Here is a 14,115-nt window from a genome sequence, read left to right as displayed (position 1 = left end):
GTTTTGGGATTAGAATGTAAGGGTTACAGTTCCACCAAATCTTCTGGAGCTAGGACCGGTTACGAAGTCGAAACCAAGACCATTACCTACACCAGTACCTAACACGTCTACATCAAAGTTCATGTTTGGAGGGAAGTTTAGCGCTAAGAACCATAAGTTACTTCCACTTAAGGCTATAGAAGCTCTTTTGAAAGGAGTCTTTGCCAAAAAACCTGTAGGCAACTCATATCCAAGGGATAATTCACGAAGTCTAATCATAGAACCATCGAATATATTAGGCTCATCTGAAGCTCCTTGATAACCTCCGAAGAAATAATTAGAAGCTGTGATTTGGATATCATTTGGAGTACCATCTTCTTTTACACCTGGCATAATGAACGTCAATTCTCTGTCCACCACAGGATCTTTGGTCACACCTCTTGCAAGCGTAGCAGTCACTGTATTAGAGAATACATCTCCCTTGTGTCTGTACTCAATCATTGCGTTCAAAGTGAAACCTTTATAAGAGAATGAGTTGATCCATGATCCATTCCATTTTGGATTTGGATCACCTAAGATGACCAAATCGGAAGTTGGCTTATGAAGACCATTTGATAGGATGATCGGTTGACCCGTCTGCTCATTTCTCTCAAAACCAATGCCTTTGATTACGTTAAATGGCTCACCTGGGATAGCAAAGTTTCCTAAAGTAGTAAAACCAGAAATCACAACTTGATCCAGTCCTGGCGCTAGTTCCATGACCACACTTCTATACATAGACCAGTTGATCGTAGATTCCCAACGGAATCCGGATGCAGTCGATATTGGTGTCACAGTAGCCTGAAATTCAATACCTCTGGTTCTTAATTTACCAATATTCTTCTGAGTAAAGTTAAAACCAGTAGCAGGATCGATCGGTGTATCTGTGATCAAGTCAGATGTATTTTTCTCATACATAGAAAAATCAAATCTTAACTTGTTGTTAAACATAACACCTTCCAAGCCAAACTCAAGTTCCTGCTGAAGCTCTGGTCTCAAATCGGGGTTACCAAGTCTATTAGCCACCTCGTGAGTTTGGGTTACTGTACCACCTGCATCGAAAGCTCTTGCTCTTTGAGTAAGGATATTTCGAGTGCTATATGGTGGGGGGAAGCCCGCAGAAGTACCATAAGCAAGTCTTACTTTCAAATCATTTAGCGTAGAAGAATTCCAGTTGAATGCAGTAGTCGGAATAAATGAAACTGATGCTCCCGGATACAGAATTCTTCTGTTTTCCTGTTCTACAGTAGAGGTCCAGTCATTTCTTGCAGCTAAATTCAAATACAGATAGTTAGAGTAGTCCAACGTCACGTTGGCATAAACCCCCATTCTCTGCTCTTCTTGAGTTCTGTTCATGCCTGTCCCTGAATAAGCATCGTTACTGGATGAGTTGGTAAAGTTGGAATGACGGAATAATCCGAAAGCCAATTGACCTTGGGAAGCAACACCTACCTGCTCGAAGTAATCATATCTTGAGTTACCACCGATCAAAGCAGACATTCCGAATTTCTCGGAAAACTCCTTTTTCCAGTTAATAATCAAATCCTGATTCCAGATGGTATTTTTCAAGTTGATCGTTCTGTAATATCCAGACTGAGTAGCCAAACTTATTGAAGGTCCACCTTTGTTGTATCTAGCCTCCTGAGTCTCTGTGTAAGTATCCAAACCTAGACGATAAGTAACTGAGACATTATCGTTGACATCATAATTTAATGAGGTAGAGTTGAAGAATCGCTGCACATCAGATGTATTCACGTAGTTCTTTACTAACCAATTAGGGTTCACGATATCATTACCGCCTCTATAGTATACAGAACTCTTATCGATTGGATTTTCGAAAGGAAGTCCTGCCAAATCAACAGATCTAGGCGTATATAACACGTGTGCAAACACGGATGGAATACCACCATTTGGACCTGAACCGAATGAAGCATTCACCGGTGGAGATTGCAGATCGGTAATCGCAAATGTAAAAGAAGAGTTTACAGACAACTTATCAGAAATTGCGGAATTGATACCCAATCCAAAGTTATACTTCTGCATTTCGTTTCCAGGAGTAAAACCTTCATCATCAGTATAACCAAAGCTTGCGCTATATCCAGTCCGATCAGAACCACCTGCAACTTGAATAGAGGTATTGGAAACTATTCCAGTACGGAAGAAAGCAGTAGAAGGGTCCTCATATGCTTTAAAGTCATACTTTACCGGAGTACCACCTACTACGCCATCTACCCAAAACTGTGGAAATGCTTCTCTTACAGAGGCAACTCGTGAAGTAGCATAGGGGTGATTGACCTGAAGACCTTGATCCATACTTGGGCCAAAGTTAGAGAAGAAGAATCCAGGAGATTGCTGGAAACCATTTCCATATATTGTTCCGTACGTAGGCAAAGATGCCGCAGTGTTGGAGAATATGGATTGATTGATAGTTACCTCAGCAGCTTTTCTTTTAGTAGCTCCGGATTTGGTAGTAATCAAGATTACCCCGTTTCTACCCTGATCACCATAAAGAACGGTTGCAGATAGACCTTTCAGTACTGACATCGACTCGATATTATTTGGATCAATATCCAAGAATCGAGAAGAAGTAGTAGCACCACCTTGAGAGAACCCATTAGTGTTATTAGTACTTGTGTTGAAAGGAACCCCATCAACTACGAATAGTGGCTGATTGGAACCTGTCGCAGAAGAATATCCTCTGATGACCATGTTTGTTCCAGATCCTGACATACCATTGGTCGAGGTGATATTCACACCCGGTACTTTCCCTTGCAATACACGTGCTACGTCTTGCTCAGGACGATTCTCAAGCTGCTCACTGCCGACGGAAGTTACTCCATAGCCGAGCGCTTTCTTTTCCCTTTCGATACCAATCGCCGTCACTACCACTTCGGATAGTTGCGCGGCGTCAGTCATAAGGGTGACATTAATAATGGTTCTGTTACCGATTACTTCTTCTGCGGATTTTAACCCCACAAAAGAGTAAACTAGAACATCAGAACCTGCTGGTACTGTAATGGAGTAATTACCATCCAAATCGGTGGTCATCCCCACTGTAGTACCTTTAACGAGTACGGTTGCTCCTGGCAGACCGAGCCCGTCTTCTTCGGAAATTACCGTTCCGGTAATTACCCGCTGTTGCGCTGACACCTCATACGTGAGTGACATGGTGAAAAGCGCAAAAACAAAGAGTAAAGCTTTTCTCATAAGGTATTTAGTTTGATTGATACCTAAATAAAATCCCTTTCAACTTAATAACAAAATGCGCCTGTTAGTGTATACTTAATTAAATTATTGCAATTAAAAATAATTATAATGCAAATTAATCAAATTTTGAAATTTAAAATTATAATCTTTGGTAACAAGAGATAATTAAAACACATAATTATAAACCATCGGTCTATAATTAGTTTTAACGGCTTGATCAAGCATAAATTCGGTTCTTTATACTTAGACTTTATAAAAAATAAGATAATGGATAAAATCAGAGCTTATTTCCAAATTTTATTTTGATAACGTAGTATTAAAAAATATATATTATTATTTTGAATTTCTTCCAAGTATTTGTGCCTATGGTGCTGTAAAAGAAATAATGGCAGATTTTCTAAAGAATTTTGAACAAACAGGGTAAAATATTGATGTCAAATAAGACTTAAAAACAGGCAATTATTAAAGAATGGCTTAAAACTCATTTGCAAATGTTTAATCGTGCAAAAAATAATATTCTGAATTCATATTATCCGAAACTGCTTTGCATCTCCAATCTTTGTGTTTTTGATACTGAAAATTGTACCTAATCAATAATTTAAACTCAAAGAAGGAAAGCAAAGCGACGATTCATGACGTGAATAATTTAAAATTTGACTATACATCTTTTCTGACCTTAATGCAATAGTGAGCAATCCCTAAAAAATAGTCAGTATTCGAAATAATTCCCAAAGCCGGTCTTCACTCCTTGTCTAAAGCGCATACCTCAGCGTAAACGCTGCTTCATCCTCCCACAGCTTAGTAAAGTCAGTGAAATTATATGCTGGCTTCCAATAAAGCCCCACATAAAAACTACTGCGATTGATATTGTATTCTAGGCCTATAACCGCATCTATCCCATAGGCATTATAATCCTGGTCTATTTTGTCAACCCATGGAGGCTCGCCTTTTCCATCTTTCCACATTCCATAATGAGCTCCTCCTCCGAAATACCACTCCAGCCCTCTCACTTCCCTAATATCCATATGGTGCTCATACAAAACTGCCGCTACCCAGCCTTTCCACCTTCGATAGACCAGGAGATCGACTGCTCCTTGGTCAGAAATGAATTGCTTTACAGTCCCTCCAATATTGGTTCCGGCTGTAATCCCAACCATGGTATTATAATCTCTCATCTGTGCCTTAGATTCTAGAGCAGATGAAAACACAAGAGTAAGCGCAGCAAAAGCCGCTAAAAGGGTAAATCGCATGGAACAACTTATTTTTACAAGATCAAAAAGTAATGATATTTTCTGGCGTAATGCAATAATCGAGTGGTATATCATGCAATTCAGAGGGAATGTAAAGCTCAGGTGAAAAATAACTCAACCCAATCTTCAGAATTGAAGAGTCAAGATTACTCAAAAAAATATCATAATATCCTTTACCAAAACCGATTCTGTTTCCTTTTTGATCGTAAGCTAGCAGTGGAACAAAAACCACTTGAATCAACTCATTGCTCACCAATTCAAAATTCTCTGGAATCGGAATCCCCCATTTATCGAGCTGGAATTTTGTGTTAGCCTTTAAAAGTAAGGTCTGTAAGGTGAACGAATCAAGTTCAACTCTGGAGGTGTAGATATTCCCGCCTCTACGCTCCAAATATTCTTTAATAGGATAGGTATTGATTTCCATCTGTTTCGGGATAGGGAAAAACAGATGGAAATTATTCAGCTCTTTTCGTTCATCCAAAAAAGCAATCACATGGTCGGTGATCTTTAGGGACTTTTTTTCAAGCTGCTCATTTGAAAGTGCAGCTCGCAGTTCCATATAAAAAGTTCTTAGCTCATGCTTATCAAGACTCATTTTCCAATACCATCATTCTGAAATCCAGCGGATCAAAACAATCCAAAAGCTCTAAGATCAGATCAGGATTACTCAGGTAGAACTGCATCATATTTACCACCCGCTCCTGTGGACTACCACCTGGCTTTACTAACTCCTCAATACAACAGGCACGCTCTATTTGCGTATGCAACCTTCGTTCTTCGGCCTTGCGAAGCTTTCTAGCCATCTGATCGATGATCTTCAAGGAGCGAACTTTACCAGCTTCAAAAGCACTTTCAAGACTTTTCTCTAGATGAGCAGCTTCCTTTCCTTTTTTATCAAACAGAGTGGAAACAATCTCCTTTTGTTTGTCAAGCTCAATATCAATGCTCGCTTCAGCCTTCACAAAAGTCTTTTTCCAATGCTCCACATCTACAAAAAGATCTTCCACTTCCCAATTCAACTGGCCCATTTTGCGCTGCACTTTCTCGTTGATAATCAAAGCAAAATTACGTGGCAACAATACTGGAAACGGAACCTCAAAATGATCAAAAACCCCTTTCAACTGAAGCCAGTAAACCACTTCAGCAGGGCCTCCCAAATAAGCAAGATTAGGCAGGATGATTTCCTGATAAAGTGGGCGCAACACCACATTGGGGCTGAATCGCTCTGGATCTTTCTCGATCAAAGCTCTCATTTCTTCATTGGTAAATCGCAAATCAGTATTTACAATTCCGAAACCCGATTCCATTTTCTCAATTCGCTCTCGAACACCTTTGTCTAAATAGAAAAAATTGACTTCACGGGGGAAAATCTGACTACTATAGCCCAACTCTTCTAATGCATCCGTCGCCGCAGTTGATTTTTCGAAAGGGGTATGCTCAAACAAGTCAGCGAGTATCACTTCTGTAAACTCTCTTTTCAATTTCGCATCGTCTCCATCTACGATGACCAATCCTTCTTCACCGAAGAGCGAATTGACATACTTCCGAACTGCCTCTGCTAATGTTTTGGAGGAAGAGTAAGCCTCCAAAAACACTTCTGGGGCGAAAGCAACAGACTTAAGAAACTCTTTAAAACTCTTATCCAACTCAAAATCTCCGACGGCTCCAGTTTGATCAGAATCCCACTGGTATTTCTTGCCATCAAGCTTGAAGTAATTGATCTCATCAAAATCGTGATCTTCTGTCGCCATCCAGTAAATTGGCACAAACTTGTAATCAGGATATGTCTCGGCTAATTTCTTGGCAAGATTGATTGTGGAGACAATTTTGTAAATGAAATAAAGCGGTCCAGTGAAAAGATTAAGTTGATGTCCTGTAGTCACGGTGAACGTACGATCTGACGCTAAGGACTCAATATTCGAAGAGACCGCGGAGCCTACTTCCTGATTGGCATATTGGGTCTGGAGCGCATCGACCAGAACCTTTCGATTTCCTTCGGAAAAAGTCTTCTGCTCAATAGCTTGTCTGAAGCTCTCCAACTTGGGATAATGAGTATAAAAAGGCGCTAATTCGTCTTTCCCTCCGATATAATCCAAAAAAAATTGTGAAAACTGTCCGGTTTGATGGAGTTCTACGCAATGTTTTTTCATAAGAAATTTGAGCTGAGGGTTGTAAAGGGAAACTAATTTAATCAATCATTCCAAAGTTCGTTTTTTTTTCGAAAAAATCAGGAATGCTTACATCAAAGGAATTGTTTCGGGTTGAACTGAAGTTTTCGCACTTAGGCTTATTTAAAATACCCTTCCTGATTAGCCAACATTGCCAATTATCTTAGCTTTGCAAGCTACAAATATGCTACCCTACCAAAGATTTTTCCTAGAAAACGGATTAGAAGTGATCGTCCACGAGGATCACGGCAGTAAAATCGCTGTTTTCAACCTTCTCTATAAAGTTGGATCCCGAAATGAAAAGCTCGGAAAAACCGGACTTGCGCATTTTTTCGAACATTTGATGTTTGGAAGCTCTGCCAATGTCCCTGTTTTCGACCGAGAACTGGAGCGTGTCGGCGGTGCTTGCAACGCATTTACCAGTCCTGACATTACTAATTATTACATCACGATTCCTGCTGCAAATCTGGAAACAGCATTTTGGCTGGAATCAGACCGCATGTCGGAACTGACACTGAGCGAGAAAACTATCGAAACTCAGCGGAAAGTGGTCATGGAAGAGTATAAACAGCGCTACCTTAATCAGCCTTATGGCGATGTATTCCATCACTTGAGGCCTCTTGCTTACGACACTCACCCCTATCGGTGGCCAACAATTGGACAGAATCTGGATGATATTATTAATTATACGCAAGAGGATGTTTGGGACTTTTATAAAGCAAATTACAGACCTGACAATGCCGTCTTAGTAGTTGCTGGCGCGGTGAAGCAAGCCGAAGTAGAGAGATTAGCAAAGAAATGGTTTGAACCAATTCCGAATCTTTCAAAATCAACCCTTCAAATTCCAGTCGAGCCAGCCCAACATACCAAAAAGATCAAAGTGGTAGAGGCCGCTGTGCCTACAGATGCACTTTACAAAGCTTATAAAATGCCAGCAAAACTGGCTGAGGGCTACTTGGAAGCCGATTTAATCGCCGACATCATAGGTTTTGGCAAGTCTTCTCTTCTGGAGCAAACGTTGGTGAAAAACGGAAAACTTTTTGCAGCTGTGGGAGCTTATGTTTTAGGATCTGTGGATCCTGGACTTTTGATTTTCTCTGGAAAAATGGAAAGTGGTGTGTCAGCAGAAGAAGCCGAAAACGCAATGGACGAAGTAGTTTCTAAGTTTCTAGCTTCAGAAATCTCTGATCATTCTCTTCAGAAAGTAAAGAATCAGGGCGAAGCAATGAAAACCTACGAGTCCATCCAAGTGCTCAACAGGGCTATGAATCTGGCAAATTATGCACAGCTTGGAAACCCCGATCTGTATTACGAGGAATTCGAAAAGAAATCAAAAATAAAAGGAGATGAAATTATGTCTTGGGCAAATCGCCTGATCCGTGAAGAAAACTCCTCTGTCTTATATTATAAATCTGTACCTGCATGAACAAATTCAGAATAGGTTTCGGCTATGATGTCCACCAACTTAAAGAAGGCCATGAGTTCTGGTTGGGTGGAATCAAATTAGAACACGAAAAGGGTGCTTTTGGCCATTCCGACGCAGATGTCTTGATACATGTGATTTGCGACGCGCTCTTAGGCGCAGCAAATCTTCGTGACATCGGACATCATTTCTCCGATCAAGACCCAAAATTCAAGGGTATAGACAGCAAAATCCTGCTGGCAGAAGTAATGGTTCTCCTTCGCGAGGCTGGCTATGAAGTGGGCAACTTAGATACCACGATTTGCCTGCAGCTTCCGAAAATCAATCCTCACATCCCAACCATGAAAAAGTGTCTCTCCGAAGTGATGAATGTATCTGAAAATGAAATTTCCATCAAAGCAACAACCACTGAGAAACTTGGATTTGTAGGCAGACAGGAAGGCGTATCAGCATATTGTTCGGCTCTAATTTATTCTGTATGAGCGAAAACCTCAAAATCATCACCACCGAGGACGGTTCTCATTCTCTTTACAATAAAGAGTTAAAAGAAAGCTACCACAATTTAGGCGGTGCTTTCAAAGAATCCATCCATATATGCATGCTCTATGGCCTAGACTCTTGGGTGATGAATAACCCGAACAAAAAACCTCTTCGCGTTTTTGAAGTGGGATTCGGAACAGGGCTCAATGCTTGGCTTACCTTAGTTTGGGCAGAACAAAATCAGATTCCTGTACTTTATCATACCATTGAGCCATTTCCGCTCTCCGAGGATATTTATTCCCAGTTGAACTACGGAGATATGGATGACGCTATTTTTCATTACAAGCCATATTTACAGCGAGTGCACAAAGCGGAATGGGACAAAGGCATTATCATGTCGGAATATTTCAATATGAAAAAAGAAAAAACAACGCTTCAGGAAGTGGTTCTCTATCCTACCGATGTGGTCTTCTATGATGCATTTGCGCCAAGCAAACAGCCTGAAATGTGGGAAAAAGAGGTGCTCAGCAAAGTTTGCGGATCAATGAACCCAGGAGGAATATTCACTACCTACTGTGCAACGGGTCAGCTAAGAAGAGACCTGAATGAAGTAGGGCTCGAAGTAGAAACTTTACCTGGCCCTCCAGGCAAAAAAGAAATGACAAGAGGCTGGAAAAAATAAATCTACTCACTGGAATGCTGTTTGGATAGGAATTAGGAAAAACCACCAATCTTATGAAAACTGCAATTTTTGTTTGGCTATTTTTATTTCCAATCCAAATCTACGCGAGTAGCTACAATTCCTTCACAACGCCTGAGCTAACTCTGGTATCTGCTATTGAAAAAGGCGAATTCAATGCTACGGAGATTGGGAGTATTGAACTTACGGATAATTCTGAGTTGACTACGGGATGTGAAAATTTCAAAGCAATCGGCTCTGCATAAGAAATGGACGATCAGAAACTGAGAAACTAACTTGTATATATTAATCCCAAGAGCCACTCACAGAAATTGACTGACTGGAAATCCCTGTCTGTAACAATGATCTTTTTTGTAAGGATGCTAATCTTTGCCTTCCTTTATAAAAGAAGTAAACTCACACTTGAACGGCCCGAAATGGTAACGTTTAGTAATTCAAATACCCAAAAAAAATGACCTTCGGACTAGTTCTACTGTTTTTAAATCTAATCACACCACAATTCACTGAAGCTGGCCAAGCGAAATTGGAAAAAATGGTTCAGGATCGCGATGCACTCACGCAACAATGGAAAGATTCTGAAAGTAAAAAGTCAGGAATCTTCGGCAACCGCACCAAAAAGGACATGATCGAAACGAATGAATGGCTGGAAAGAATCGTCCAAAAGGATAACCTAATCATGGATGAGCTTCGGATGATCGGTGACATTGAAACAACCACTGCCACTCAGACGGGAGAAGACTATAAGGCCATAGCCTTCAAACAAGAGAGGGATGTCCAAGCTTTAAAAAGAGCAGTAGCTGAGCGGGACAATCAGATAGAAGAAAAACTTGCCCAGCGTCGGACTTTCGAGTGGATTAGCTTGATTTTATTCCTTATTACTCTAGGACTTGGAATAGTAGTCTATAAAAAAGTGATCAAAGCATAGACTAAAAACAAAACTGGCTGTAACATGAATTTCATACAGCCAGTTTTATTTATGTTTAATTCAATCCACTCTGATGTACTCTACAGACTCAAAAGGAACATCACAGGGAAGAAATTCTTTAGGGCAATTCTCTTGATAAATCATCTTAGTTCGATTGTTCCTAAAAGAAATAGCAGCCGTAGGAATTCCGAAGAAATCAATAATTCCAGCCAATAACTCTTGCTTTGGCACATAAAAATCTTCCTCTCTATGATCTATCCAGGCGGCTAGATCAGGAGAATATGTAAAGGTATTCCCATTCCATTCGTAATTATCATCATAAAAAAAACGGTAGCCTAAATCCGGCCCATTTTCAGAATCTCTTACTGTTGTCCTGTATTGATAAACACTGTCATTTTTGAATTCAAGTGTATTTACTACCCAGTAGTTCACAGAATCGACAAAGCTGCGATTCTCCCAAGTACCTACTAACTGGTTTGGCAGTTCTTCATTATCGTCGTCACAGGCAGTAAAACTGCATGATAACAATAGAAGTGAAAATAGTGAAAGGTATTTCATGGCTAAAAAGAAATTTGGATAACAATCCCTAGAACGATACAACAACTCAATACGCTACAGATCAAGAAGTAAAAAGGTTCTAACTATTTAATCTTGCAATCGGTGTTCTTCCGCCTTTGGTCTTTTCCTCCAACGTAACTAATATCTCAGCATCTAGCGGAAGAAACACATCCGCGCGAGACCCGAATTTGATAAAACCGAATTCACCGCCCTGAACTAATTCAGAACCTGGCTTCACATACCATTTGATTCTTCTTGCCATAGCTCCTGCTATCTGTCTTACCAACAGCTTAGTTCCATTTTCATGCTTTAACACCATCGTAGTACGCTCATTCTCAGCACTTGACTTGGGATGCCAAGCGACTAGATATTTGCCTGGATGGTACTGGAAAAACTCCACTATGCCTTTGATCGGAGATCTGGTAATGTGCACATTGATTGGAGACATAAAAATCGATATTTGTCTACGATTTTCCTTCAGGTACTCTCCTTCAAAAGTCTCTTCGATCACCACTACTTTCCCATCCACGGGAGCGTACACCAAACTTTCGTCAGATGGCAATTGGATAATTGGACTTCTGAAAAACTGAAGAATAATCAGGTAAAGCACAATACTCCCTAAAACAGCAACATTAGAAAGTACTCTAGCATCTGGCATGAAATAGATGATGAGATAATTACCGGCAACTAAGATAATTAACATCCAAAATAACAAAACTCTTCCTTCTCTGTGTATAGTCATAATATAGTACGTATTCGTTTATAAATCAATTACTTAAAGCATTTTTTGAAGTCGGTCGGATAATCATTTTGCCAACATCAATGATTTACGTGCAATTTACGGGCAATTAGAATGAGAAAAAAATATTTCGTTTGGCCATAAAAACAGTATTCTAGAATGAATTTAGTATCTTGATTTAATAGCAAGAAAGACTGGGGCAGTGAGATGATTTTTTTTAATTACTAGAACTAAAAATAATGTTGTGTGGTTCTGATTTTATATTATTGATTATTAATTAAAAAAACCTATGTTAAAAACTAAAATAGTAATAGATATTAAAAGTGCTATAGCTAAAGCTCATAGCTTTAGTTCGGGATTAGGCTCGTCCAGCTCTATTTCAAAAGATTACTTGTTGAGTGAACTCAAAGCTTATTCTGGAAGTGAACTTCATATTACCCTTCTAGATTTCAAAGAATTCGACGAAATTGAGTTTGATAGTCTAAATCCTACCATACTTTTAACTGAAAATTATAAGTCCCAAATCTAGAAATCTATTACCATAGGTAATTTTATAATTTTCAGTAACTTAAGCAAAAATGAAGAAAGTTGATTTTATTGAGATGGGTAGTTTAGCTTATTACGTGGGCAAGAACGGTCGTATTTTAATAAGAGAATTCGATATTAATCTTGGGTTAGATTACTTACCCGTAAAACTTATAAAATCAAATGGTGAAATTGAGGATATCCGTTGTTCTTCCAACCTTACCAATCTTATTCAAAAAGTAAGAACTGTTATAGAATATTTACCTTATTTCATTGTGATTGAGACTTCTCTCAAAAGGAAGTCAATATCAATCAATAGGGTTAATGAAGGTAAATTCGATTTAAAAAATTATGTGGTAGAAGTTGAAAATATTCAAGAAACATCCGAAATAATGAGGAAGGCCATTATGACTCAAACCCAAACAGTTAAGAAGAAGTAGATTAGTGCCTAACAATATTCTTAATATGAATCCTATACTGTCATATCTTTATAACTTATTACAGAATTCATGAGTGAATTATTGGTAGCCTTTGTTTTTATCGCTGCAATTTTTGGAGGAGGAGGATTGTTAATTTTATTAGTTGGAGAGATATTTGAAAAAGACGATAATAAACCATTATCTAAGAGAATTGCACCACTTATTGGATTAATGTTTTTGTTGCTTTTTTTGTATAAAATTTTCATTTACTAATCCTTATTCCAACTTCTTTTTCACCCCATTATCAAGTCATAAGCTTTAAAACTAAAAGGCGTGGAGATTGCCCCCACGCCTCAAAGATAAAATATTCTTTCGATAGAAAAGGCTTAGAATCCTCCTCTGTATGTATAAGTCTTCGCAACTTTATCAATTGCGACGATATATGCTGCAATTCTCATAGGCACTTCATACTTCAGTGAAGTTTGATAGACCGTATCAAAGGCATCTTTCATGATTCTGTCTGAGCGTCTATTGACACGATCAGCGGTCCATTTGTACCCCAATCTATTTTGAACCCACTCGAAATAAGAAACTGTTACACCTCCGGCATTCGCTAGAATATCCGGCACAGCCATGATGCCTTTTTCGTTGATGATGGCATCCGCTCTAGCCGAAGTTGGCCCATTGGCGCCTTCTACGATCAGCTTAGCTTTGATATCATTCACATTGTGAATAGTGATCACATCTTCCACAGCGGCAGGCACTAGTACATCTACTTCCAAAGTCAGAAGATCCCCTGCAACTAGCATTTTTTCGCCTCCTTTGAAGCCTTCTAGATTGCCACCGTTAGCATCACGGTATTCTATGGCTTCCACGACATTGATCCCTTTTTCATTGTAAAAAGCTCCTGTATGATCGGAGATTGCAACGATTTTCAAGCCTCTTTCTTCAAGAAGTCTAGCTGCCCAAGAACCTACATTACCAAATCCCTGAACCGCACAAGTAGCTTGGAAAGGGTTGATTTTAAGTTTTTGCATGGCCGCCAAAGCAGAAACCATTACTCCACGACCAGTTGCTTCCGTTCTACCCAGAGATCCACCAAGCACAAGCGGTTTGCCTGTCACGACCGAACTGACAGTCATTCCTTTAGCTTTGGAATACTCATCCATTAGCCAGGCCATTTCTCTGGGACCAGTTCCCATGTCTGGAGCAGGGATATCTTTATCTGGGCCGAAAACATCAATCATTGCCATGGTATAAGCTCTGACTAGGCGTTCGATTTCTCCCTTAGACATTTCTCTAGGATTGCACCTCACGCCACCTTTACCTCCACCGTAAGGAATATCCACCACTGCACATTTCCAAGTCATCCAAGCGGCCAGCGCACGCACCTCATCGATGTGTACATCAGGAGCGAAGCGAATTCCGCCTTTTGCGGGGCCAAGAATATTGGAGTGAATTACTCGGATGCCTTCGAATACCTGGATTTTTCCATTGTCCATGGTGATAGGAAGGGATACGATTACTTGTTTGGCTGGATTTTTCAGAACATTGTACACCTCATCTGAGAGGCCTAGCTTTTCAGCAGCAATGTTGAATCTTTCCATCATTGACTCCAAAGGATTCTCTTTATCCTTGATCGGAGCCGGTTCAATGTAAGCCATATTCGGGTTTGATTTAGTTATTCAAATGCGCTGCAATAT

General features: G+C 39.7%; 15 protein-coding genes. 8 read left to right on the top strand and 7 right to left on the bottom strand.

Annotation, left to right across the window (positions count from 1 at the left end; genetic code table 11):
• Positions 1–9 precede the first annotated feature (9 nt).
• The 4 genes from BVH04_RS10365 to bshC all read right to left on the bottom strand — a co-directional run bounded on the left by BVH04_RS10365 (position 10) and on the right by bshC (position 6,625).
• On the bottom strand, positions 10–3,225 hold the full coding sequence (locus BVH04_RS10365; protein ID WP_086541402.1) for a SusC/RagA family TonB-linked outer membrane protein: 3,216 nt from the start codon (positions 3,223–3,225) through the stop codon (positions 10–12).
• 752 nt (positions 3,226–3,977) lie between these two features.
• Positions 3,978–4,475, bottom strand: a complete 498-nt coding sequence (locus tag BVH04_RS10360; protein WP_086541401.1) for a hypothetical protein — start codon at positions 4,473–4,475, stop codon at positions 3,978–3,980.
• A 22-nt stretch (positions 4,476–4,497) separates the two neighbouring features.
• On the bottom strand, positions 4,498–5,070 hold the full coding sequence (locus tag BVH04_RS10355; RefSeq protein ID WP_086541400.1) for a 5-formyltetrahydrofolate cyclo-ligase: 573 nt from the start codon (positions 5,068–5,070) through the stop codon (positions 4,498–4,500).
• On the bottom strand, positions 5,060–6,625 hold the full coding sequence (bshC, locus tag BVH04_RS10350; RefSeq protein WP_086541399.1) for a bacillithiol biosynthesis cysteine-adding enzyme BshC: 1,566 nt from the start codon (positions 6,623–6,625) through the stop codon (positions 5,060–5,062). Before bshC ends, BVH04_RS10355 begins: the two co-directional genes overlap by 11 nt.
• 202 nt (positions 6,626–6,827) lie before the next feature.
• Here bshC and BVH04_RS10345 point away from each other — a divergent pair, with 202 nt between their 5' ends.
• The 5 genes from BVH04_RS10345 to BVH04_RS10325 all read left to right on the top strand — a co-directional run bounded on the left by BVH04_RS10345 (position 6,828) and on the right by BVH04_RS10325 (position 10,171).
• Positions 6,828–8,069 (top strand): M16 family metallopeptidase, encoded by a 1,242-nt coding sequence (locus tag BVH04_RS10345; RefSeq protein ID WP_086541398.1) that lies wholly within the window; start codon positions 6,828–6,830, stop codon positions 8,067–8,069.
• Positions 8,066–8,548: a 2-C-methyl-D-erythritol 2,4-cyclodiphosphate synthase gene (ispF, locus tag BVH04_RS10340; RefSeq protein ID WP_086541397.1), complete on the top strand. Its 483-nt coding sequence runs from the start codon at positions 8,066–8,068 to the stop codon at positions 8,546–8,548. Before BVH04_RS10345 ends, ispF begins: the two co-directional genes overlap by 4 nt.
• The gene (gene mnmD / locus BVH04_RS10335) at positions 8,545–9,228 is read left to right on the top strand and encodes a tRNA (5-methylaminomethyl-2-thiouridine)(34)-methyltransferase MnmD (protein WP_086541396.1); all 684 of its coding nucleotides are present in this window, start codon (positions 8,545–8,547) and stop codon (positions 9,226–9,228) included. The genes ispF and mnmD overlap by 4 nt, the downstream gene beginning before the upstream one ends.
• Before the next feature lie 53 nt (positions 9,229–9,281).
• Positions 9,282–9,491, top strand: coding sequence for a hypothetical protein (locus tag BVH04_RS10330; RefSeq protein ID WP_086541395.1), 210 nt, complete (start codon positions 9,282–9,284; stop codon positions 9,489–9,491).
• Between the two features lie 206 nt (positions 9,492–9,697).
• Entirely contained in the window at positions 9,698–10,171 is a 474-nt protein-coding gene (locus tag BVH04_RS10325) for a Clp protease ClpB (RefSeq protein WP_086541394.1), read from the top strand.
• A 60-nt stretch (positions 10,172–10,231) separates the two neighbouring features.
• Here the strand turns inward: BVH04_RS10325 and BVH04_RS10320 are convergent, their stop codons facing one another.
• Positions 10,232–10,729, bottom strand: coding sequence for a hypothetical protein (locus BVH04_RS10320; protein ID WP_086541393.1), 498 nt, complete (start codon positions 10,727–10,729; stop codon positions 10,232–10,234).
• A 79-nt stretch (positions 10,730–10,808) separates the two neighbouring features.
• Complete coding sequence (locus tag BVH04_RS10315; protein WP_086541392.1) at positions 10,809–11,471, bottom strand: phosphatidylserine decarboxylase family protein; 663 nt, start codon at positions 11,469–11,471, stop codon at positions 10,809–10,811.
• Positions 11,472–11,757: 286 nt separating this feature from the next.
• Here BVH04_RS10315 and BVH04_RS10310 point away from each other — a divergent pair, with 286 nt between their 5' ends.
• The 3 genes from BVH04_RS10310 to BVH04_RS10300 all read left to right on the top strand — a co-directional run bounded on the left by BVH04_RS10310 (position 11,758) and on the right by BVH04_RS10300 (position 12,685).
• Positions 11,758–11,997: a hypothetical protein gene (locus BVH04_RS10310; protein WP_086541391.1), complete on the top strand. Its 240-nt coding sequence runs from the start codon at positions 11,758–11,760 to the stop codon at positions 11,995–11,997.
• A 49-nt stretch (positions 11,998–12,046) separates the two neighbouring features.
• Complete coding sequence (locus tag BVH04_RS10305; protein WP_086541390.1) at positions 12,047–12,433, top strand: hypothetical protein; 387 nt, start codon at positions 12,047–12,049, stop codon at positions 12,431–12,433.
• 69 nt (positions 12,434–12,502) lie between these two features.
• Positions 12,503–12,685: a hypothetical protein gene (locus BVH04_RS10300; RefSeq protein ID WP_086541389.1), complete on the top strand. Its 183-nt coding sequence runs from the start codon at positions 12,503–12,505 to the stop codon at positions 12,683–12,685.
• Positions 12,686–12,798: 113 nt separating this feature from the next.
• Here the strand turns inward: BVH04_RS10300 and BVH04_RS10295 are convergent, their stop codons facing one another.
• Positions 12,799–14,076: a Glu/Leu/Phe/Val family dehydrogenase gene (locus BVH04_RS10295; protein WP_086541388.1), complete on the bottom strand. Its 1,278-nt coding sequence runs from the start codon at positions 14,074–14,076 to the stop codon at positions 12,799–12,801.
• Positions 14,077–14,115: the final 39 nt, after the last annotated feature.

Source organism: Algoriphagus antarcticus (assembly GCF_002150685.1).
In the GTDB taxonomy this organism is placed as follows: Bacteria; Bacteroidota; Bacteroidia; order Cytophagales; family Cyclobacteriaceae; genus Algoriphagus; species Algoriphagus antarcticus.
Note: the sequence above shows the minus strand (reverse complement) of the source record. Positions and strands in the feature narration are given on the sequence as shown.

Bases quoted from the DNA above. Each gene is read 5' to 3' on its own strand.
- BVH04_RS10300 (WP_086541389.1), top strand. From the start codon at position 12,503: ATGAGTGAATTATTGGTAGCCTTTGTTTTTATCGCTGCAATTTTTGGA.
- BVH04_RS10345 (WP_086541398.1), top strand. From the start codon at position 6,828: ATGCTACCCTACCAAAGATTTTTCCTAGAAAACGGATTAGAAGTGATC.
- bshC (WP_086541399.1), bottom strand. From the start codon at position 6,625: ATGAAAAAACATTGCGTAGAACTCCATCAAACCGGACAGTTTTCACAA.
- BVH04_RS10310 (WP_086541391.1), top strand. From the start codon at position 11,758: ATGTTAAAAACTAAAATAGTAATAGATATTAAAAGTGCTATAGCTAAA.
- mnmD (WP_086541396.1), top strand. From the start codon at position 8,545: ATGAGCGAAAACCTCAAAATCATCACCACCGAGGACGGTTCTCATTCT.
- BVH04_RS10325 (WP_086541394.1), top strand. From the start codon at position 9,698: ATGACCTTCGGACTAGTTCTACTGTTTTTAAATCTAATCACACCACAA.
- BVH04_RS10360 (WP_086541401.1), bottom strand. From the start codon at position 4,475: ATGCGATTTACCCTTTTAGCGGCTTTTGCTGCGCTTACTCTTGTGTTT.
- BVH04_RS10295 (WP_086541388.1), bottom strand. From the start codon at position 14,076: ATGGCTTACATTGAACCGGCTCCGATCAAGGATAAAGAGAATCCTTTG.
- BVH04_RS10305 (WP_086541390.1), top strand. From the start codon at position 12,047: ATGAAGAAAGTTGATTTTATTGAGATGGGTAGTTTAGCTTATTACGTG.
- BVH04_RS10320 (WP_086541393.1), bottom strand. From the start codon at position 10,729: ATGAAATACCTTTCACTATTTTCACTTCTATTGTTATCATGCAGTTTT.
- BVH04_RS10330 (WP_086541395.1), top strand. From the start codon at position 9,282: ATGAAAACTGCAATTTTTGTTTGGCTATTTTTATTTCCAATCCAAATC.
- BVH04_RS10355 (WP_086541400.1), bottom strand. From the start codon at position 5,070: ATGAGTCTTGATAAGCATGAGCTAAGAACTTTTTATATGGAACTGCGA.
- BVH04_RS10315 (WP_086541392.1), bottom strand. From the start codon at position 11,471: ATGACTATACACAGAGAAGGAAGAGTTTTGTTATTTTGGATGTTAATT.
- BVH04_RS10365 (WP_086541402.1), bottom strand. From the start codon at position 3,225: ATGAGAAAAGCTTTACTCTTTGTTTTTGCGCTTTTCACCATGTCACTC.
- ispF (WP_086541397.1), top strand. From the start codon at position 8,066: ATGAACAAATTCAGAATAGGTTTCGGCTATGATGTCCACCAACTTAAA.